Here is a 20,086-nt window from a genome sequence, read left to right as displayed (position 1 = left end):
TTATGGCATGAACCTCAGCCGACGACAGTCAGCCACGACGGCGGGTGCGCCGACCGGTCAGGTGCGCGTATGCCTCGCTGCACCCCCACCAGCCTCAGCCACGCTGCCGAGCGTTGCCGGCCAGTCCTTCCGCAGCGAGCGGAGTGGCACACGGCTCCGGAGGCCGCTTGGTCTGGTCGCGTTCTTACTGGTCAGCAGTGCGCAGCCGCCTCGCCGTAAGCGACCCGTCCACAGCCGGTCCACAGCCTTGAGACTCTGTGGTCTTAGCCGCTGTGCAGTAGGGACGTTCGATGGGCCGAGCTGCCAAGGCAAGGGCTGTTGTCAGTGCACCTGGTGTACGAGAGCTGATAGCCGATTAGGGATAGCCCGACGAGTGACGTCGCTCGTCGGGCTACCTTCCAGGAATCGCTTACTGAGCAGCTTTGCTCTCGTCGTACTCCTGCATGACCCAATCCCGATAGCGGCTTGCATCATACCCAGCAGCACTAAGAAGTTTGGACGACGCTTGGATGCATTTTTCAAAATTTTCGGCTTGATAGCGAAGCAACTCGTCCACTCTGACACGATTGTTTACCCGCCGGGGTACCGTACTCGATTGAGCGCAGATTTTGTCAGCGGGAGCTGGAGGCGGATTAACTACTCTAACTAGGCCGTGCGGATCTGGCTGAATTACCGGGTCGGGCTTGAAGCGAATCGCAAGGGAGACGATGTCGTCATCGCCGGCACCGTGCCCTGTGCGATATGTCACGAAGCTACGCACGGAAGCTTTGAGCCCAAGCTGCACACCACGCGAGATAATCCATTGAGTCAAGCCCAGCATGAAGGCTTCGCTAGTGTCTACGAGGTCGGCTACACGTATGGGTGACGAACTGTCCTGCAGGCCCCAGGCCGCAGCGAAATCTGACGCGTATGCCTTACAGGTGTCGTGGATCTGCTGGGCTAGCTGGATCAGAGACTTTTTCGCTGTGTCGTCTATGCTGTCGTCATCCATGCGGGTCGTGATGAAGAGAAGAAAATCTTCATCGGAATGCATCTGATGCTGAAGTATCGCTTGCAAGGCCGCGAAGTAATTGGGCACACTGCTGGACTTCTCTACCCCTGCGAATCCACCGCAGAGGTCAATGTTGATGGCATGGAAGGGTGCGTCTCGCTTGACGCGGTGCCACTCAGGTGAACGACTCTGGCCGACTGCGCGGAAATCGGCTGAGAACACTTCAGAATCCGAATGGATGCAGTCCATTCTGATGACGGAGAATTCAGCGGACTTCAGCTCGGGTTGCTGAGCATCTTGCGAGGTGACAGCAGAATTAAACCCTAGGTATCGCAGCTTAACTTTGCGCGGCGAGCAGACGGTCTCGGCTATATGGCGAATGTCGAGTAGATCGTTTCCCGGCAAAGTCAGATACCGAAACTCATTGCCGCTAAGCTTGAGATCGCGTGCCAGAATACCGATCTCCCGGGACCATTGGGCGTCGCGTACGTACTGCTTGCGGGGGCGGTGCCACGGCTTGAAACCGCGCTCCACCTTCGCGGGAAAGGGGACCGGGCCTTCGCCAAGTAGAGCGCGGAGGTCATCTTCTTCGGAGCTTGTCACTTCTTCAGCCAAGGTTCTCAGCTTCCATGATGCCAAGGATGGATCCAAGCAGGTTGTCTTGCTCCTTCGGGGTTAGCTGCTCGAGAACCCCGTATACGGACAGCACCTTGGTAATAGCTTCCAGCTTGCGGAGGCTCTTGGGTCCCACGTCAGTAAGGGGCTTGTCCGGGATTTCGCTAACGATGCGGTCGAGGTCAAATGTTTGAGTGACACTTCCGCTGCTTGTTACCGCGTGCTGCGCGTGCCGCTTGGGGCGCTGGAAGTGAATCTCCGGAACCACTCCCTCGCCGTCGGTCCGCACAGAGTTTGCAGAGCTTACGATACGGTCGATGCGGTCTTCTGCGTCACGCGTTGCTGACCCCCGGGCCTCCCGACGTAGTTGTTGGGCTTTGCGTTTCTGTGCTGTTGCGAGTTGCCGCAAAGCATTGTGCAGCCAGCGTGTAAGGATCACTGTGTGCGGGTGAGCTGTATTGAAGCTCTCACGGTCGATGTTCAGTGCAGCTTCTAGTCCCTGCTTTACGAAAATTTCGCACGTGATCTGCCGCAGGCGAGTCAGCTCTGCGACTTGGTAGTTGAAAAAGGTCGAGTCAAATAGGGTTCCGCTTGCTCCGTGGATGCGAACGAGAACCCCTTGATGCTCGGTGGGGGCAACTCTAGGTGTCCAAACGAGATACCCTTCGAACTCGAGAGGACCAGCACTAATATCTCGGTCGAGGCCCTTGAATTCTTGTCGAAGCGATCCGACGAAGACCATAGGTTTCTTCAACACGTGCTGTGTTGTTGGTAGACCACGGAACTTGATCGGCCGGCTGAGTTGGACGCCGTCGATGGTGACCTTGAAGTCGCTGTGAGAGTTCTCAGGGAGGGGAAGTTCCGCGAGCTCTCGGACAGTGACTTCGGGGTCGTTGCTGACGAGTTCCTGCGCTGAACCTCTAGAATCGTTGGCGAGCTTGTAAAAATAAGCCCATTTATCCGAAACGCTTTCGTCTAGAGCGCTCCTTTCCACGTATGGGAGGGGGAGCGCGAGAGCAAGGTTCCAAAGCATCTGGAGATAGGTATCAAACATCTCCACGAGCTTCACAGTTGTGCGTCCTTGCGCGGATTCCCAGACGCTTTTCACCATTTTAGGGAACGCCGTAGCAGCGCTATCTCTCTCATTCCACGGAAGGCTACGCTCTTGATTCTTCGGGTCCTTGATGTGGAGCCCGTGCGCATCAAGGTGACCAATATGGTATGTCGGCATGGAAGAACGAGCCTTCGCCTCGGATTCGTCACTTAGAGAATGCGTAATTGCACCCCATAGCTGCTCGCTGCGAAGACTGTCCCGTGTTTGAGGTCGAATAGCGGTGAGCACAATCGTTGTGCCGTGTGCGTCGACGTCGTTAGTCGGTTCTCGCCATGCCTGGTAACTGCCTGCTTTGAATGTACTTCCTTCGTTCCCAGTCGGGCCGTCAGCGAATTGCCGCAAATTCACTAGAACAATCGTCCGGCGTGGGTCACCCGCCGTCTTGGTGATGATCTGGAAGCTATGAGTAAGCTGGGATACGGAAAAGATTCCGATGCCCAACTTGCCAATCAGCTTGCGACCTTTAGGGCTGATATTGGAGTCCCCTGACGAGGTAATTCCGAGTTTTTGCCCTTGTTGCGTTCGTTTGGCGCTACCGCCAATGTTGTGAAGCAAGTGAATGACTGCTTCGGGAGTCATGCCAGTGCCGTTATCTTCAACCGTCATGCGACTGAATTTCGGTGCGTCAGTTTTAACTGAGACCCAGGTCGCATCCGCGTCGTACGCGTTTGCGATCAGTTCCCTGACTGCGGATCCAGGTTGGCGATAGATTCCATCCGTTACGCGGGCAATGACACGGTCGTTCGTGGTCAGTGCATTCTCGACTGGATCTGACTGTCCAATCGCATCGCGGAGTTCATTAGCGAAGTGTTGATCTGTGCTACTGCTTGGAGGATTCATCGCTAATTCTTAGTTCCCTCTCTGCAGACTCGACCTTCGTTTCGGCCCATGCTGACCCAATATCTTCCCTGCGTCGGATTCTCAGTCAGGCTGTGAGCTGAACGAACTTAGTGTAGGCGCCTTGTGACGTCGTGTGGTGGAAAATGACAGAAGCTGAACCGACTATCTGGAGCCCGTGTTGGGCGCTTCAAGGGCCCGTTGCTGTACACGGCTAAGCGTTCATCCCCCGTCCGTGGCAGGGTGGGTGGCCTCCGGGCTCTGCTGGTCGGGGATGCGCGGCACTGTGCTCCGGCGAGTCTGGATGAGACGCCGCAGTTCCTTCGGAGTCGGCCAGGGCGCAGAGCGGTGGATCATACGGTGGCAGTTCGCGCAGATGAGTGCGAGGTCGCTGAGCTTGGTCCGGCCTTCGCCTGCCTCGTGCAGGGGTACGACGTGGTGGCACTCGATGTAGCCGCTGCCGCGGTCGCCGTAGACCGCTTCGAAGTCGAAGCCGCACGCCTCGCAGGCCATCGCTCGGCCTTGCTTGAGGACCGTGGCGATCTTCTTCCTCCGCAGGCCCTTGTTCCGCTCCCGGCGCTTGTGCCGGCTCATCAGCAACCGGCCTTCGGGTGCGCTGTAGTCGCTGTAGTCGTCCAGGTCCTCGTCATCGTCCAGCGGCGGCGTCTGGAGGCCCCCCGCGGTGATGCCCTGCCGGATGAGCTGGGCCACCTTGGTCATCTGGGCTGACCGGGCCAGGAACTCGTTCAGTACCTCGATGTCGAGAGCACCGCCGTTGGTGGGCTTGCCCCGGTAGTCCGGGTGGCGCGTGGCGATGTCGAACGTCTTGCGGGCCACGCCGTTGGGGTTTCGGAACTTTTCGTTGCGGTCGGCCTCAGCATGGATCGGCATGAGCTGCAGGAGGCCGGACAGCTCGATGACGCGAGGGTCGTTGGCGTCCAGGCCCTTCCACCCGTTGGTCATCACAAGGTGACAGGCCAGGATGATCTCATCGCGCGCCCAGTCGGGGTTCTTCACTGACTTGACCTTGAAGCCGATTCGCTTGAGCCAGGCCGCAGCGTGGTCCTTTCCGCCGCTGAACTCCTCCGGCAGCAGCGCATGGCCGTGGTCCCACTTGTGCGCCACCCCGGCGATGGCCTTCGAGTCGTACTCCCGCCCCTCGTGCAGGAGGAGATATGAGCGGGATTCGTTGAAGCGATACTTGGCCAGGAACTCGATCCGGCCTAGCTCGTCGTACTCGGCTATGGCCTTGAGCACGGCATCTCGTGTGATCGCACCTTTGCGCATGGCGGAAGGGTACGGGGCGGGGGCCAGTGACAGTCAGGAGCGGGCGGTAGGTGCCAAGGCTGGTGTCCCCGTCGGCCAACGACCTCAGCAACGTCAGCTGACAGGATTTGAACCCGTGGCCTCGTCCTTATCAGGTCGATCACGGGGACTCGGCGACTCCGGTCAGCCCGTGGGCGTCCTCGGCTGATCGTCTGGCGAGGTTCGGCGTTGGCCGCCAGCGTCCGCGCCTGTTGATGTCGGCCGTCGATGTCAACCGCCACATGTCGCCTTGACAGGCTGGCTCCATGCTCACTCCGGTGCTTCTTCTTGCGGCGCTGACGGTCGGCTGCGCCGCCTCGGGTGGCCTTCAAGATGGTGTCGGTACCATTCAGTCACTTGCGAGCTCAGCCGGGCGAAGTCCGCCCCTAGTGCCATAAGCCTGTCTGCCTCCAGCGGTTGCTGATCTACCCCTCCGTTCTTGCGATTGTTCGTCCACAGCTCGCTGCTCTCCGTTCCTGTCACCCGGAGGCCATGGACGTACTTGTTCCGCTCCCTGAACGCAGTGCGGCACTTGCCAGAGATGTCGCCTATCTCCTGGGCCGCTTCGTCCGAGACAGCCCCTGCGTCGATGATGCGCTTGACGGCATCAAGCACGGCAGACGCCTGCATGCCGACCGTAACGAGGATCGCGTACCGCCCGCCTACCAGGCGGCGAATCGTCTGGTGCAGGAAGAACTCCAACATCGCTGCTTGCCGGACCATGAATCCTAGCGCCAGATCAAGATCCTTCTGATCTGGCCTTATCTCCCAGTCCCGACGGTACAACTCAACGTCCCTGCGTTCTGCCATAGCGGCATCCTACGTACCAGCACCGGTGTTGCGGGTCATGACGTTGTAGGCGCTTGGGCCGGTGCGTAGAGGGCGGGCCCTTCAGCGGCAGGATGAGAACCGCCAAGTCACTCGTCCGCCGTCGTAAAGGACCCGCCCGGTGTCCCACCGTAATGCCCCGCTGTCCGTCGAAGGGCGCCGTCGCCTGGTCCAGCGGTGCCAGGACCGCCCCATCGCCCACGTAGCCGCCCAGATGGGCATCTCACGAGCCTGCGCAACCAAGTGGGTCAACCGGCACCGCCTCCACGGTGAGCTCGGACTGCTCGACCGGCCCAGCACCCCGCACCACCAGCCCACCCGCACACCGGGCCAGACCGTGGCCCGCATCGAGTGGATGCGCCGGGAGCGCAAGTGGCCGGCCGCACGCATCGCCTTCGAGCTCCGTGCCGACGGCATCACCATCAGCCGCCGCACGGTCACACGCCACCTGCACCAGCTCGGGCTCAACCGCCGCCGTTTCATCGACCCCGACGGTGGCACCAACCGCACCGGCCGGACCATCACCGCCCGCTGGCCAGGACACATGATCCACCTCGATGTGAAGAAGACCGGACGGATACCCGACGGCGGCGGATGGCGCGTCGACGGGCGCGGCAGCGACCAGGCCAAGCGCGTCGCCCGCACCAAGACCCGCGGCAACCGGCCCGGCTACGTCTACCTCCACTCAGCCGTCGACGGCTTCTCCCGCCTCGCCTATACCGAAGCACTGCCCGACGAGAAGGCCGCCACAGCGATCGCCTTCCTCCACCGCGCCCGAGCCTTCTACGCCGCCCACGGAATCACCCACATCCAGCGGATCGTCACCGACAACGGAGCCTGTTACCGCGCCAACGACTTCACCCGCGCCCTTCTCGGCTCCCGCCACCAGCGGATCACGCCCTACACACCACGCCACAACGGCAAAGTCGAGCGCTACCAGCGCATCCTGGCCGAAGAGTTCCTCTACGCCCGCACCTGGACCTCCGAAAGCCACCGAACACACGCCCTGGCCATCTGGAACATCCACTACAACTACCATCGACCCCACACTGCCGCCGGGAACCAGCCACCAGCGTCCCGACTCCACACAGGCGTCACCAACCTCATGGCCTCATACACCTAGGAGGGGCATCGATTAACAGAAAGTCCCACATGGTGCAGCCTGGCAGCGCGGTCGGCGGAACGGCTGCGGGCGGGAGCTGCCATGGGGCGAGTGATCATGGCCCCGTAAGCTGATGGCGAGTCGGGTAGTCTGTGGACCTGCCCGTTTAAGCACGACGTTGGGGCCATGATCTTAGAGGCTCGCCCCATGGTGGCTGCCTAAAGCCGTGGAGCCGGCCGCCCCAGCCATAGAGGGGTTCTCCCCACTTCATGCCCGCAGCCGCCGAGCGCGCCGCCGGGCGCGGCCAGCCGGGGCGAAGACAGGAGGCAGGCCGCGCCGCAGAGGCGGCGCGCGCCCGCGCCGTGCGCGGGCCTTGATGACGTGGAGAAAGTTGTTACGCGTCGTCTCGTTGCTGGGCTTCGACGGCTCGGATGGTGGCTTGGGCTGCTGCGATGGCTCGGGTGAGTGGGTTGAGGAGGTCTCGACGGGCGGCTGTGATCAGTTCGGTGTTGTTGGGATAGGCGGCCGGACTGGTGTGGGTCCAGACACCGTGCGGTCCGTGAGTGGCCACTTCTCGACAAACGCGCGCGAGGTGGTTGATGGTTGCGGTGATCTCGTGCCGTCGCAGTTCGGTCTCCGCCGCTCGATCGTTCGCGGCCTCGTCTTCGTCGGTGGCTCATGGGGTGGTTCGGGTGTGGTGGATGAAGAGACGTGCGGTGGGGAGTGCTGTGAGCTGGTAGCGGGTGGTGCCGTCGCGGATGGTGTGGGTGTAGGTGCCTCCGGCGGCCAGGGTGGTCAAGGCGTACTCGTGTTCACTGGTGTCGTTGAGCCAGGCGCGGACCGGGGCTTTGGGGCCGGGGTCGAGTTGGGCGGCGATGTGTCCGGCGCGGCCGTGCAGCCACTTCATCGCCAGGCGGGGTGTGGGTGCGTGGTAGGTGCCCAAGTGGTGTTCGCGGTGGTCTTCGGTGGTGTGGGCGGATACCTCGCACCAGTAGTGACCTGTCCTTGGCACCTCCGGTGATGGTCGGTGGTTCAGCATGGGGTGTTCTCGGTGGTGAGTTCGGCGGTGATGGTGTGGCCGGGCCGGCCCCGGTGAATGTGCAGGCGGTGGGCGCAGCCTTGGACCAGGGCCAAGCCCCGACCGCCAGTGTCCTCGTCGGCGACCTCACGCGGCATGGGTACCCGGTCCGTTCCGCCGGCGTCGGTGACCGCGATCGTCAACAGTTCCCGGGTGCGGCTGATGGCCAGTCGGAAGCCGAGATGGGCGCTGTCGGTGTGGCGGACGGCATTGGCGGCCAGTTCCGTGACGATCAACGCTGCGTCGTCGCGTCGGGGGTCCTCGGTGAGCACATCGCGGGTGAAGCGGCGGGCGCGGCTGACCTCTTCGAGAAGTCCGGGGCAGAGGAGTTCCCAGACGCGAACTCTGCTCGTATACTCGTGCATACAAGTTCCTTTACGCTGGTGGGCGGTGTGTGCCGAAACGAAGTGCTAGACGAGTCGCACGCCGTCGTGGGCGCGCACGGCGGGTGGGGTGCGGTGGTCCATGGCGTCGAGTACGCGGATTGCGTACGCCTCGTCGGCGATCCCGCTCACTTCCTCGCGGGTGACCCAGCGCAAGGCTCGGGTCTCCTCGCCGGTGGTCGGAACGCCGTCCATCGCCTCGCACCGGAAGACCATCGAGACGATCAGTCCGGTCATGTTCTTGTAGATGCCGGTGAGTGCGGAGCCGGGGGAGATTTTGATCCCGGTCTCCTCCAGCACTTCGCGCGCCAGGGCGTCGGTGATCGTCTCGCCGGGCTCGACCACGCCGCCGGGCGGCTCCCAGTGCCCGTTGTCGCGCCGCTTGATCAGCAGGGCGCGTCCGGCGTCATCGATGATGACTCCGGCGACGCTCACGGAATGGGGGCGCTCGATGGTGCTCACGGTGCGTGGAATCCCTTCCGGTGGCTAGGCTGCCCACCGTAGCAACACCACACGGCTTCTCGTCTAGATATCTAAAGGAGTACTCATGGCGGCTCTATCATCCGGCCTGCTCGGCGCACTGGACCCGACAAGTGATCGAGCGGTGTTCCGGCAGATCGCCGACCATCTGAGGGAGGCCATTGACAAGGGCCGGTTCACCGAGGGGGCAAAGCTGCCCTCGGAATCGGAGCTGGTGGAGCACTTCGGGGTGTCTCGGATGACGGTGCGCAACGCTCTCTCCATCCTTCAGGGTGAAGGGCTGGTGCACTCCGAGCACGGGAAAGGCGTCTACGTCCGCCCCCGGCCGCCGGTGCGGCGCCTGGCCTCCGACCGTTTCGCCCGCCGCCACCGCGAGCAGGGGAAGTCCGCGTTCACCGTGGAGGCCGAAGCCGCGGGGAGTCGCCCGGAGGTCGATCAACTGGAGGTGCGCGAGGAGCGGCCGAGTCAGGACATCGCCGCGCGGCTGGGCGGTGCCCGCAAGGTCCTGGTCCGCCGTCGCCGCTACCTGCTGGACGGCCGGCCGGTGGAGTTCGCCTCCTCCTACCTGCCGTTGGACCTGGCGCGCAACACCCCCATCGCGCAGCCCAACCCCGGGCCCGGCGGCATCTACGCCCGCCTGGAGGAGCTGGGGCACCGCCTGGAGCGCTTCGAGGAAGAGGTGCGCGCCCGGATGCCCGCCCCCGCCGAGGTGAAGACGTTGCGCCTGGCGGCCGGTGTGCCGGTGATCCACCTGATCCGCACCGCCTACGACACCGAGGGGCGCGCGGTGGAGGTCTGCGACACCGTGATGGCGGCCGACGCCTACGTGCTGGCCTACCAACTCCCCGCCACCTGAACGGAGTCCCCGACGGTCCGCCCCTGCGGACTCGTACACCACTACACAGCCACTCGTATAGACGAGTGGGGGAGTGGTGTGGCACAGTAGACGCGCCAACAGTTCGAAGGCATCACCTCGCCGCATCTTGTCTAGACGACTAGGCGGAGAGGTGGTGTCGCTTCCTTCGAGGAGACGTTCCGTGCGTTCCATCCGTGTCGAGACCTCGTCCGCGACGATCCTGCTCACCGAGGCGCCCACCCCCAAGGTTCGCGACCGCCAGACGGGCGAGATCGCCAAGGACGCCACCAGCGGTGAAGCGCTGATGAAGATCGGCGTCGTCTACATCGAGGAGGGGGAATCCTCCCTCTTCCACGTCACCGTGCCGGAGAGCGGTGTCTCAGAGGGCCTGGTGCCCGGCTCTCCGGTCGCCCTTCCCGGCCTGGTCGCCCGTCCGTGGGAGTCGGTCTTCAACGGCCGGGAGCGGCACGGCATCGCCTTCCGGGCCGCCGCCGTCACCCCCGCCGCCTTCCCTGCCGGGATAGGGGCCTGAGCGATGACTGATCCCCTGTCCCTGCTGTTGCTCCTCCTGGTCGCGGTGCCCGTGCTGCTGGTTGGGCCGGTACGCCGCCGGCATCCCTCGGTCTTCTGGGCCCTGGTCGGTCTGCCGTTCTCCACCTTCCGCCTGCTGGCTTCCTACGGCTCGGTGATGGAGGCGTGCGGGCTGACCGTTCCGCCCTCCCGTTGGCGGGCCGGTCTCATCCTGGCCACCACCCGGCGGGAGGTGAGGCCGGTCCCGCCCCGCCGGGGGATGCTGCGGCCCACCCCCACCGGTCTGCGGGTCCGGCTGCGGCTGGCACCGGGGCAGGAATCAGCGGATGTAGCGGCTGCCGGTGAAAGACTCCGCCATGCCTGGGGCGTGCACGCCGTCCACGTCGCCGAGCTGCGCCCCGGTCGCGTGGAACTGCGTCTGGTCGGCTTCGATGTGCTGCGCGATGTGCGGATGCCGCGTCGCTGCTACGGGTCCTTCCTGCGGGTCCCCGTGGCGCTGCGGGAGGACAGCACCGTTCTCCTGCGGGACTACCGGGCCGTTCCTCATCAACTGACGCTCGGCGCGACTCTGTCGGGGAAGTCGATGTACCTGCGGCATCTGGTCGCCGGCCTGTCCGGGCGACCCGTCGCGCTGGTGGGCATCGACTGCAAGCAGTGCGTGGAGTTGGCGCCGTTCGCGTCCCGGCTCTCCGCGCTGGCCACCGACCCGGAACAGGCGGCCCGACTGCTGCCGGTCCTGGTGCGGATCATGGAGGAGCGCTACGACCTGATCCGCGCCCGACAGGGCCTCCCGCCCGACACCCCCGAGCACACCCTCACCTCGGATGTGTGGGGCCTGCCCGCCGCCGAACGCCCGGTGCCCATCGTGCTGTTCGTGGACGAGGTGGCCGAACTCTTCCTCACCGCTACCCGCAAGGACGAGGAACGCCGGGATGAGATGGTCACCCACCTCATCCGCCTGGCCCAACTCGGCCGCGCCGCAGGCATCTTCCTGGAGGTCTGCGGGCAGAGGTTCGGCGCTGAACTCGGCAAGGGTGCCACCATGCTCCGCGCGCAGTTGACCGGCCGGGTCTGCCACCGGGTCAACGATGAGGCGTCCGCGAAGATGGCGCTGGGCGATATCGCCCCGGAAGCGGTCGCCGCCGCCTGCTCGATCCCACCCGAGCGGCCCGGGCTGGCCGTGGTCGGCGACACCTCCGGCGGCTGGTCCCGCATCCGCACGCCGTACCTCTCCCTCGACGACGCCGCCGCCCGGTGCCGGGAGAACACCGGCCTCGTGCCGCAGCTCCCGGCCCTCGCCTCCTTCCGGCCCCTCGTCGGCCCTTCCCCCGCCCCGGTGTCCCTCGCCAAGGCGACGGACTGACCCGCACCCGCCCTTCCCCCGACTCCCCGGAAAGGAGCGTTCTCCCGTGCGCGCTCGCAGGCTCCGGATCGACGCGGTCTTGATCCAAGCGGTGATCGCCGCCGCGCTGTCCTTCGCCCACATCCACGACCTCGCGGTAGCCGCCGGACAGGACGGCTGGAAGGCGTGGGCCTACCCGGTCAGTGTCGACCTGCTGTTGGTCGCCGCCTGGCACCGACTGCGCTCGGACACCGCCAGGGCGGCCGGATGGTGCTGGTTCCTCATCGCCCTCACGGCCTCCCTGGGCGCCAACGTCGCCACCGCCGGGCTCCTGGACCTGGACGACGTTCCCGTCTGGCTGCGCATCCTCGTCGCCGGCTGGCCCGCCGTCGCCTTCCTCGGCGGCACGCTCCTGGCCCACGCACCCCGGACCCCCGCCGCCGAACCCGCTCCCGCACCCGCCGACCGCGAACCGGCGGCGGACGCTCCTCCCGTCGTCCAGCCCGAACCGGCCCCCGAACCTCCGCCCCAGGCCCTTCCCGCCCCAACCGCTCCGGCCCCGGTGCCCGTGCCGGCCGCCCTGGTCGAGCACGCCCGGAAGGTCGCCGGTGACCACCTGAACCGCACCGGCCATCCCATCGACGCGTCCACCCTGCGGGCCCGGCTCGGCGTTCCCGTGCCGATCGCCGATGCCCTCCTCGCCCGACTCCACTGATCGAGAGGACAACCGCCGTGACCCTCTGCCGCCGCTTCCGCCAGGTGGGCCGCTACGGCCCGGTCCGCGTCGGCACCGCCACCGACAACCGGGGCCGCGAGAAGCACACCGCCGCGTGCACTGCGCCGCGCTGCGGCTTCTCCGCCGAGTACGACACCCGGTCCGCCGCCGAACTCGCGGCCCGCACGCACCGCTGTTCCGCCTTCTGACCCGACAGGAGAGATCCCGCCGTGACCCTCACTCTGCCCCTCGTCCTGGTCCTGGGCGTCATCGCCTGGGGCGTGATCAAGTTCCTCGGCGTCCGCCTGTGGGTCGCCCTCGCCCTGGCCCTGTTCGGCTTCTATCTCGCCGACACCTTCCTTGCCCCCGCAATCGACTCCGGCACCCGCTCCGGTGTCGAAATCTTCTCGCCCTCGCATGACTAGACGAGTAGGTCACTGAGCTGGCATCCCGGGGCGGCCTCGATACCGCCAAGCATCCGCCGCCCCGGGAGCACACCCCCTCACGACACACGCCGCGAAGGAGCACGACCATCTTCCCCCGCACCGCACCCCCGCCGCTGCCCGCACTGCGATTCCTCGCCTCCCTGGGCGACCTGCCCGCCCTCGCCCGACAGCTCACCTCCCTCGGCGGCTGCCGCCAACCCATACGCCTGGAAGGCCACCGCACCGACCACACCCTCAACACCACCACCGGTGAAATCGGCCCCGCCCTGCGACGGCTCGACTCCACCGACCTGCCCGCCGGACACCTCCTGATGCGCTGCAACAACCGCCGCGCCACCCGCTGCCCCTCCTGCGCGGAGACCTACCGCCGCGACACCTACCAACTCATCACCGCCGGACTGCGCGGTGGGAAGGGCACCCCCGAAACCGTCGCCTCGCACCCTCGCGTCTTCGCCACCCTCACCGCCCCCGGCTTCGGCGCCGTCCACAACCGACCCGGCCGACTCGTCCGCCCGTGCCGCTGCGGCCTCCGCCACGCCCCCGACGACCCGGCCCTCGGCACACCCATCAACCCCGACCGCTACGACTACCAAGCAGCCGTGCTGTGGAACGCACACGCCGGAGCACTGTGGCGACGCTTCACCATCCACCTGCGCCGCGAGATCGCCCACCGCGCCGGACTGCCCCAACGCGCCCTCGCCGACCACGCCCGGATCTCCTTCGCCAAGGTCGCCGAATATCAACGACGCGGCGCGGTCCACTTCCACGCCGTCATCCGCCTCGACGGACCCCGAGGCGGCCAGACCCCGCCCCCGCCCTGGGCCACGGTCGAGCTGCTGACCGACGCCATCGAAGCCGCCGTCACCCGGGCGAGCATCCCCGGCCCCGTCCTCGACGGCCGCGCACACACCTTCGCCTTCGGCCGACAACTCGACATCCGCCCCATCCACGGCCCCGACCTCGATGCTGGCACCGAACTGAACGAACAGGCCGTGGCGGGCTACATCGCCAAGTACGCCACCAAGGGCGCCGAAGCGGCCACCGGCACTCTCGACCGCCCCTTGCGTTTCCTCGCCGAACTGGTGGGCCTCGACCTCCCCGACCACGCCCGACGCCTGATCCGGACCACCTGGACCCTCGGCGCCCGCAAGGAACTGGAAGACCTCCGCCTACGGGCCTGGGCCCACATGCTCGGCTTCCGGGGCCACTTCTCCACCAAGTCCCGCGCCTACTCCACCACCCTCGGCGCCCTGCGCACCGCCCGTGCCGAATGGCGCCGACTCCAAGCCGCCCTCGCACACGGCGACGCCCCCACCGACACCGAACCCGCCCCCGAACCGACCGAGGAAACCAACCTGGTCCTCGGCCACTGGATCTACGCCGGAACCGGCCTCACCCCCGGTGAGGAATGGCTCGCCGACTCCCTAACACCGGCTCCGAAAGGAGAGTCCTCCCGATGAGCGACCGCTATCTCACCGTTGACCAAGTGGCCGAACTGCTGGGCACAACGGCCCGCTTTCCCCGGCGCCTGATCGCCGAGCGGCGGATCGTGTTCGTCAAGGTCGGCCGACACGTCCGTATCCCTCAGAGCGCGCTGAACGCTTTCATCGACGCCAACACGGTGCGGCCGATCGGCCACCGGCGCGACTCTCTGCGGAGGGCTGCCTGATGGCCAACGGGAAGGGGAAGCGGCGGAGCTTCGGTTCGGTCCGGCGGCTTCCGTCCGGTCGCTGGCAGGTCCGTTACCGGGACCCGGAAACAGGACAACTGCGTCCGGCCGAGAAGACGTACGCCACCAAGACCGATGCCCAGCTCGCCTTGACACACATCGAGTCGGATATCACGCGCGGACAGTGGTCCGACCCGGACGCCGGGGCGGTGAACTTCGGTGAGTACGCCGCCGCGTGGCTGCGGGATCGCAAGCTCGCCGACCGCACCCGGGAGCGCAACGAGTCGGTCATGCGGTTGCACATCCTGCCCACCTTCGGGGCCGGGAGCGTGGCGGACGTGACGACGGCCCGGGTGCGCGGCTGGCGTGGCAAACTCCTGGCGGCCGATGTCGGGGAACCGACGGTGGTCAAGGCGTACCAACTGCTGCGCGCCCTGATGAACACGGCCGTGGATGACGAACTGATCCGGCGCAACCCGTGCCGCGTCAAGGGTGCGGACCGCTACGACGTGCCGGAACGGCCGGTTCTCACGGTGGCTGAGGTCTTCGCCGTCGCCGACTCCATCGCGCCGCGCTATCGGCTGCTCGTGCTCCTGGCGGCTTTCACCACCCTGCGTTTCGGCGAGCTGGCCGCCCTGCGACGCCGGGACATCGACCTCGACGGGCCGACTCTCACGGTTCGCCGTGCCCAGGCAGAGTTGCAGGACGGCCGACTCTTCGACAAGGCACCGAAGTCCGCGGCCGGGGTGCGCTCTGTCTCCTTCCCTGCCGAACTGCTCGAAGCGCTCAAGCACCACCTGGAGCACTTCGCAGCTCCCGGCCGTGACGGGCACGTCTTCGTCGGACCGCAGGGTGGACAGCTGCGGCGGAGCAACTTCCGGGACGACTGGATCGAGGCCCGGAAGGCTGCGGGGGTCACGGCCGAGCTGCACTTCCACGATCTGCGGCACACCGGCAACACGCTGGCCTCGACGGCCGGGGCCAGTACGCGGGAGCTGATGACGCGGATGGGGCACAGCAGCTCCCGGGCCGCGCTGATCTACCAGCACATGACCAGCGACCGGGACCGGGCCATCGCCGACCGGCTTGGGGCCATGATCCGGAGCGGCGGGGGAGTGGCTTCCGGCTCCACCGGAGAGGACGCCGAGCGGACGTAGTGGCACGCGTGTGGCACGACCCCCGACACGACGAAGGGCCAGTCTGGGAGGAAATGCCTCCTGAGCTGGCCCTTCGGTCTGTGCCCCCGGCAGGATTCGAACCTGCGACACCCGCTTTAGGAGAGCGGTGCTCTATCCCCTGAGCTACGGAGGCCGGGCCTTGCGTGCGGTGTGGACGGTCGTGTTGGGCATGTGGCCCTGACGTACACGCCTGCTCGGACAAGGCCTGGCGCCGTTCCGGAGAACGGTCCCGGACAGGGTAGCGGATGTAGCAGGGGCGGGGTGCACGCCGGGTGCTGAGGTGCGCGCGGGGAGTCCGGTGCGTCGGGCGGCGGCAGGGCGTCGTCGGGCGCAGGAGCCGGGTCGGGGGCGCTGCTCAGCGGGTTGTGCCGTCGTGGAATGTCCGGGCAGGGTTGCCGGGTTCCCTGGTTGCAGGCCGGTGGGGTCCTCGTGGCCCGGACCGGACTGACCGGTCGGTGTCCGGCCGGCACTGCCGTCGAGTGAGGGAAGGTGGGTCCGCCGTGATGCGAGCGGTCTTCAATGGTGCAGTGATTGCCGAAACGCCGCGCACTGAGCGGGTGGAGGGCAATGACTACTTCCCGCCCGAATCCTTGAAGCGCGAATACTTCACCGAGAGCACGACGAAGTCCCTGTGCTTCTGGAAGGGCGTCGCCCGCTACCGCACGGTGACCGTTGACGGGGTCACAGTCCCGGACGCGGCCTGGTACTACCCGCGTCCCAGCCCGCTCGCTCGCCGCATCAAGGATCATGTGGCCTTCTGGAACGGTGTCACCGTCGAGGGCACCCGCGAACAGAAGCCAGCGCGGGACCGCTGACCGCGTGCACCGCCCGGCGGGGCGTCCCACCCTCGCGCGCCGGCTCGGCACGGCCCACGCGCGGGCAGCGTCCCCGGGCAGGGCAGGGTCGACCACAGTGGCCGTACACGATGTCCTCCGCACCCCGGCGGCACCGCGGTACCCCGCGCGGTTTCCGGGTACGCCGGAGGTGACGAGGGAGGTACCGGTGGACGGAAGTGTCACGGTCGGCGTGGAGGGCCAGGAAGAGGGCCGCGCCGCTGTCGAGTGGGCCGCACAGGAGGCGTTGAGCAGTGGACGGCTGCTGCGCCTGGTGCACGCCTGGGGGCGGATGTCCCCGCGTGATCCGATGCTGGCCGACTCCACCGCGCAGCAGCGGCAGGCCGATCAGGTGCTGGAGGAGGCGGCGGCGGATCTGGCGGTCCGGTACCCCGGTCTGACCGTCTCCACGGAGGCGGTCGCCGAGGGGCCCGTGCAGGCGTTGCTGGCGGCGTCGGAGACGGCCGGGCTGCTGGTTCTGGGCACGCGTGGCTTGGGTGCGTTTACCGGGTTCCTGCTCGGCTCGGTCAGCCTGCCCGTGCTGGCGCGGGCGCGGTGCCCGGTGACCATGGTGCGGGCCGGGGACACCGACCGGCCCCGGGGCCGGGAAGTGGTGCTCGGCCTGAAGCGGACGGAGCACCCGGACGAGGAGGTGCTGGGGTATGCCTTCGCGGCGGCCCGGACACGCGGGAAGCCGCTGCGGGTGGTGTACGCGTGGACGCCTCCGGTGCCTTCCTACGCGTCGATCCCCACGGCCTATGTGGTGCTGCCGGACAACGCTCCGGAGGCCACGGACCAGATGGCCCGGCTGCTGGCCGACGCGCTCACCGACACGCTCCGGCCGTGGCGGGAGCGCTATCCGGAGGTGGAGGTGATCGAGGAGCCGGTGCCGGGCAGCGCCGCGCAGGTGCTGGTCGAGGCGGCGGTGGACGCGGACCTGGTCGTTGTCGGGCGCGGGGGCCGGGCGGCCGGGGTGGGTCCGCTGGTGGGGCCGGTTGTGCATGCCTTGCTGCACCATTCCCCCTGCCCGGTGGTGGCCGTCCCGCACCCCTGAGCAGGTGGCGGCAGCCCAGGCGCGCGATGGTCTGATTTCTCCCATAAGGTGGATTTCGGGTATGCCGAGGAGAGGGGCTGTCAGTGAAAGCGCTCGTCTATCACGGGGCCGGGCGGTCAGCTTGGGAAGACCGCCCGGACCCCGCGCTCCAGGAGCCGACCGACGCGATCGTCCGGGTCGGGACGACCACGATCTGCGGCACCGACCTGCACATCCTGGGCGGTGATGTGCCCGAGGTGCAGCCGGGCACGGTGCTGGGGCACGAGGCGGTCGGCGAGGTCATGGAGACCGGCTCCGCCGTACGCTCGGTCCGGCCCGGTGACCGGGTTCTGATGTCCTGCGTGTCGGCCTGCGGGCGGTGCCGGTTCTGCCGGGAGTCGGCCTACGGGCAGTGCCTCGGGGGCGGCGGCTGGATCCTGGGGCACCTGATCGACGGCACCCAGGCCGAGTACGTGCGGGTGCCGTTCGCCGACATGTCCACCCACCTGCTGCCCGGCACCGTCTCCAGCGAGGAGGCGGTGCTGCTCTCGGACATCTTCCCCACGTCCTACGAGGTCGGAGCGCTGAACGGCGCTGTGCGGCCGGGGGACACCGTGGTGGTGGTCGGGGCCGGGCCGATCGGTCTCACCGCTGTCGCCTCGGCCATGCTGTTCTCGCCGGGCCGCGTGATCGTCCTGGACCCGGCCGCCCCGCGTCTGGAGGCGGCGAAGCGGTTCGGGGCCGACGTGATCGGTGACCCGGCGGAGGATCCGGAGGCGCTGGTCGGCGACCTCACCGGAGGGCTGGGCGCCGACACCGTCATCGAGGCGGTGGGGCTGCCGGAGACCTTCGAGCTGTGCACCCGGCTGGTCCGCCCGGGCGGCCGGGTGGCCAACATCGGCGTGCACGGCAAGCCGGCGACGCTGAATCTCCAAGACCTGTGGGGCAAGAACGTGACGATCACGACCGGTCTGGTCGACTCGTACTCCACGCCCCGGCTGCTGCAACTCCTGGCGGCCGGCCGGCTGCCGGCCGGGGACCTGCTGACCCACCGCTTCGGGCTCGACCAGGTGGAGGAGGCCTACCGGGTCTTCTCCAGCCCGGCCACCACCGCGGCGCTCAAGGTGATCCTCAACGCCGAACCGGAGGGGAGCCGGGAGGTCGTCGGTCCGACCGACGTCTGACAGCAGGACAGCGGGACGGCGGGACGGCAGGACGCCCCGGCGGCCGGCCGGCCCTCGCCGGTGTTCAGTCCGCCGGGGGCGGGGCGGCCGGCGCCCGCCGGCCGGTCAGCTCCGGAACCACGTCGACCACGCCCTCCACCGAACGCGCCACCTGCACCACCAGGCCGATGCGCGAGGTGTCGGTGAGCACCCCCCGCACCGTCACCACGCCGTCCGCCACCCGCACGTCCGGCACCTCGGCGAAGCACTGCAGGTCCGCGAGGCGCGTGCGCACCTCCGCCGTGACCTCCTCGTCGCCCCGGGTGAACACCACCAGCAGGTCACCGCGGCTGACGATGCCGTTGAGCCGTCCCGCCTCATCCGTGACGGGCAGCCGCTTGACCCGGTGGCGCGCCATGAGCCGGGCCGCTTCCGCGACGGTGGCGCCGGTACGGATCGTCACCACGGGCGAGGACATGAGCTGTTCCGCGGTCAGGCCACGGGCCTTGTTCAGATCTCCCGGGCCCCGAAGTTCGTCCATCAGGAGCGGGCGGCGGTCGCGGAACTCCTGCTTGCGCATCAGGTCGGCCTCGGACACCATCCCGACCACCTGGCCGCTCCGTTCGATCACCGGCAGGGCGCTGACCTTCCAGCGGCGGAGGGCCTCCGCGATGACGAGGAACGGCGCGGTCCCGTCCACCGCGACGACTTCCGAGGTCATGACGTCGCCCACGGTGAACGGGCCGGAGTGCCGGGGGACGGAGCCGTCGGCCGCGCCCGGTTCGCCGCCCCCGGGCCGGGAGGTCGGCCGTACCAGCCGTGGCCCGGTCCCGTACAGCGACAGGACCCGTTCGCGGGCCCCCGCCAGCCGGTGGGCCAGCGCCTCGGTGACCTGCCGCAGCAGCGCGGCAGCGAAGGCCGGGTCCTGCTCGGTCAGGTCCCGTACCGCGGCGGCGTCGAACTCGTGTGCCTCCACGGCCCCCTTGGCCTGTGCCCCGAACCGCCACTGGTGCGGCGGTACCAGCCAGGACCAGCCCAGCAGTTCGCCCGCACCCACCGTTTCCAGCACCGGCGCCCGGACCCCGGGGACGTGCAGGTCCAGCGCCACGGCACCCGAGCGGATGATCCAGAAGCGGTCCGCCGCGTCACCCTCCTCGAACAGACGGGTGCCGGAAGGGAACACGGTCTCGTGGGCCAGCTCCAGCAACCGGGCCCGAGCGTCGGCCGGCAGGGCCTCGAGGACGCGGCTCGCGGTCATTCAGCACCTCCTGGGTGGGGAGTGCGCCGCGTGCCGGGTCTGCGCCGCACGTGCAAGTGGCCAAGAAGGACTGCCCGCTGCCTGCGGACCCTGATCCGGGCGGATGCGGCATCACCGCTGCTCCACGCGTTCCCGGCGTCCCTCGGACTCACCTTAGACCACCCCGGCGGGAGCCGGGGAAGCCCTGCCGGGGTGGCGCCGGGGCGTGCGGTGGGCCACGTGCGGGCGGCGTACCTGATCCATGGCGGCACCGGGAGCGTGGGTGCTGGCAGCCTCCGGTGGATCGCGCGATGCTGGGAGGTAGATTTCCGTCCCCGACGCGTTGTTCT

Annotated in this window: 21 protein-coding genes and 1 tRNA gene; 13 read left to right on the top strand and 9 right to left on the bottom strand. The window is 67.5% G+C overall.

Features of this window, described 5'->3' with window-relative positions; all coding sequences use genetic code 11:
- Nucleotides 1–409: 409 nt before the first annotated feature.
- From PJ985_RS07265 to PJ985_RS07250, 4 genes are all read right to left on the bottom strand, one after another.
- Complete coding sequence (locus PJ985_RS07265; RefSeq protein WP_271682743.1) at nucleotides 410–1,606, bottom strand: PP_RS20740 family protein; 1,197 nt, start codon at nucleotides 1,604–1,606, stop codon at nucleotides 410–412.
- Nucleotides 1,599–3,560, bottom strand: coding sequence for an ATP-binding protein (locus PJ985_RS07260; protein WP_271682742.1), 1,962 nt, complete (start codon nucleotides 3,558–3,560; stop codon nucleotides 1,599–1,601). The genes PJ985_RS07265 and PJ985_RS07260 overlap by 8 nt, the downstream gene beginning before the upstream one ends.
- Nucleotides 3,561–3,779: 219 nt before the next feature.
- Nucleotides 3,780–4,844 (bottom strand): HNH endonuclease, encoded by a 1,065-nt coding sequence (locus tag PJ985_RS07255; RefSeq protein WP_271682741.1) that lies wholly within the window; start codon nucleotides 4,842–4,844, stop codon nucleotides 3,780–3,782.
- A gap of 288 nt (nucleotides 4,845–5,132) precedes the next feature.
- Nucleotides 5,133–5,672 carry a hypothetical protein gene (locus PJ985_RS07250; RefSeq protein ID WP_271682740.1) on the bottom strand — a complete coding sequence of 180 codons (540 nt, stop codon included), beginning with the start codon at nucleotides 5,670–5,672 and terminating at the stop codon, nucleotides 5,133–5,135.
- 139 nt (nucleotides 5,673–5,811) lie between these two features.
- On the opposite strand from PJ985_RS07250, the gene PJ985_RS07245 reads away from it, so the two are divergent.
- Nucleotides 5,812–6,813 carry an IS481 family transposase gene (locus PJ985_RS07245; RefSeq protein ID WP_271682739.1) on the top strand — a complete coding sequence of 334 codons (1,002 nt, stop codon included), beginning with the start codon at nucleotides 5,812–5,814 and terminating at the stop codon, nucleotides 6,811–6,813.
- Between the two features lie 655 nt (nucleotides 6,814–7,468).
- Here PJ985_RS07245 and PJ985_RS07240 read toward each other — a convergent pair.
- The 3 genes from PJ985_RS07240 to PJ985_RS07230 are packed head-to-tail and all read right to left on the bottom strand — an operon-like array spanning nucleotide 7,469 to nucleotide 8,688.
- Nucleotides 7,469–7,804 carry a hypothetical protein gene (locus PJ985_RS07240; protein ID WP_271682738.1) on the bottom strand — a complete coding sequence of 112 codons (336 nt, stop codon included), beginning with the start codon at nucleotides 7,802–7,804 and terminating at the stop codon, nucleotides 7,469–7,471.
- A 20-nt stretch (nucleotides 7,805–7,824) separates the two neighbouring features.
- Complete coding sequence (locus PJ985_RS07235) at nucleotides 7,825–8,235, bottom strand: ATP-binding protein (protein ID WP_271682737.1); 411 nt, start codon at nucleotides 8,233–8,235, stop codon at nucleotides 7,825–7,827.
- A 45-nt stretch (nucleotides 8,236–8,280) separates the two neighbouring features.
- Complete coding sequence (locus PJ985_RS07230) at nucleotides 8,281–8,688, bottom strand: NUDIX hydrolase (RefSeq protein ID WP_271682894.1); 408 nt, start codon at nucleotides 8,686–8,688, stop codon at nucleotides 8,281–8,283.
- Nucleotides 8,689–8,800: 112 nt separating this feature from the next.
- Between PJ985_RS07230 and PJ985_RS07225 the strand changes: the two genes are divergently transcribed.
- The 9 genes from PJ985_RS07225 to PJ985_RS07185 all read left to right on the top strand — a co-directional run bounded on the left by PJ985_RS07225 (nucleotide 8,801) and on the right by PJ985_RS07185 (nucleotide 15,449).
- Entirely contained in the window at nucleotides 8,801–9,589 is a 789-nt protein-coding gene (locus tag PJ985_RS07225; RefSeq protein WP_271682736.1) for a GntR family transcriptional regulator, read from the top strand.
- 181 nt (nucleotides 9,590–9,770) lie between these two features.
- Nucleotides 9,771–10,121 carry an SCO3933 family regulatory protein gene (locus PJ985_RS07220; protein WP_271682735.1) on the top strand — a complete coding sequence of 117 codons (351 nt, stop codon included), beginning with the start codon at nucleotides 9,771–9,773 and terminating at the stop codon, nucleotides 10,119–10,121.
- A 3-nt stretch (nucleotides 10,122–10,124) separates the two neighbouring features.
- Nucleotides 10,125–11,483 carry an FtsK/SpoIIIE domain-containing protein gene (locus tag PJ985_RS07215; RefSeq protein WP_271682734.1) on the top strand — a complete coding sequence of 453 codons (1,359 nt, stop codon included), beginning with the start codon at nucleotides 10,125–10,127 and terminating at the stop codon, nucleotides 11,481–11,483.
- Nucleotides 11,484–11,529: 46 nt separating this feature from the next.
- Nucleotides 11,530–12,177 (top strand): DUF2637 domain-containing protein, encoded by a 648-nt coding sequence (locus tag PJ985_RS07210; protein ID WP_271682733.1) that lies wholly within the window; start codon nucleotides 11,530–11,532, stop codon nucleotides 12,175–12,177.
- A 17-nt stretch (nucleotides 12,178–12,194) separates the two neighbouring features.
- On the top strand, nucleotides 12,195–12,386 hold the full coding sequence (locus PJ985_RS07205; protein ID WP_271682732.1) for a mobile element transfer protein: 192 nt from the start codon (nucleotides 12,195–12,197) through the stop codon (nucleotides 12,384–12,386).
- A gap of 21 nt (nucleotides 12,387–12,407) precedes the next feature.
- A complete protein-coding gene (locus PJ985_RS07200) occupies nucleotides 12,408–12,602 on the top strand; it encodes a hypothetical protein (RefSeq protein WP_271682731.1) in 195 nt (64 codons plus the stop codon).
- 134 nt (nucleotides 12,603–12,736) lie between these two features.
- Nucleotides 12,737–14,083 carry a replication initiator gene (locus PJ985_RS07195; RefSeq protein WP_333909840.1) on the top strand — a complete coding sequence of 449 codons (1,347 nt, stop codon included), beginning with the start codon at nucleotides 12,737–12,739 and terminating at the stop codon, nucleotides 14,081–14,083.
- Nucleotides 14,080–14,292: a helix-turn-helix domain-containing protein gene (locus PJ985_RS07190; RefSeq protein WP_271682729.1), complete on the top strand. Its 213-nt coding sequence runs from the start codon at nucleotides 14,080–14,082 to the stop codon at nucleotides 14,290–14,292. Before PJ985_RS07195 ends, PJ985_RS07190 begins: the two co-directional genes overlap by 4 nt.
- Nucleotides 14,292–15,449 carry a tyrosine-type recombinase/integrase gene (locus PJ985_RS07185; protein WP_271682728.1) on the top strand — a complete coding sequence of 386 codons (1,158 nt, stop codon included), beginning with the start codon at nucleotides 14,292–14,294 and terminating at the stop codon, nucleotides 15,447–15,449. Before PJ985_RS07190 ends, PJ985_RS07185 begins: the two co-directional genes overlap by 1 nt.
- Nucleotides 15,450–15,530: 81 nt before the next feature.
- Here the strand turns inward: PJ985_RS07185 and PJ985_RS07180 are convergent.
- Nucleotides 15,531–15,603, bottom strand: a tRNA-Arg gene (locus tag PJ985_RS07180).
- Between the two features lie 370 nt (nucleotides 15,604–15,973).
- On the opposite strand from PJ985_RS07180, the gene PJ985_RS07175 reads away from it, so the two are divergent.
- The 3 genes from PJ985_RS07175 to PJ985_RS07165 all read left to right on the top strand — a co-directional run bounded on the left by PJ985_RS07175 (nucleotide 15,974) and on the right by PJ985_RS07165 (nucleotide 18,520).
- Nucleotides 15,974–16,285, top strand: coding sequence for a DUF427 domain-containing protein (locus PJ985_RS07175; protein WP_271682893.1), 312 nt, complete (start codon nucleotides 15,974–15,976; stop codon nucleotides 16,283–16,285).
- 187 nt (nucleotides 16,286–16,472) lie between these two features.
- The gene (locus tag PJ985_RS07170) at nucleotides 16,473–17,357 is read left to right on the top strand and encodes a universal stress protein (RefSeq protein WP_271682727.1); all 885 of its coding nucleotides are present in this window, start codon (nucleotides 16,473–16,475) and stop codon (nucleotides 17,355–17,357) included.
- 83 nt (nucleotides 17,358–17,440) lie between these two features.
- The gene (locus PJ985_RS07165; protein WP_271682726.1) at nucleotides 17,441–18,520 is read left to right on the top strand and encodes a zinc-dependent alcohol dehydrogenase family protein; all 1,080 of its coding nucleotides are present in this window, start codon (nucleotides 17,441–17,443) and stop codon (nucleotides 18,518–18,520) included.
- A 64-nt stretch (nucleotides 18,521–18,584) separates the two neighbouring features.
- Here the strand turns inward: PJ985_RS07165 and PJ985_RS23320 are convergent, their stop codons facing one another.
- Nucleotides 18,585–19,757, bottom strand: a complete 1,173-nt coding sequence (locus PJ985_RS23320; RefSeq protein WP_333909839.1) for a CBS domain-containing protein — start codon at nucleotides 19,755–19,757, stop codon at nucleotides 18,585–18,587.
- Nucleotides 19,758–20,086 lie beyond the last annotated feature (329 nt).

Origin of the sequence: Streptomyces sp. ACA25 (assembly GCF_028200735.1) — a bacterium.
In the GTDB taxonomy this organism is placed as follows: domain Bacteria; phylum Actinomycetota; class Actinomycetes; order Streptomycetales; family Streptomycetaceae; genus Streptomyces.
The sequence above is the reverse complement of the archived record's forward strand: the minus strand, read 5'-3'. Positions and strand labels throughout refer to the sequence as shown.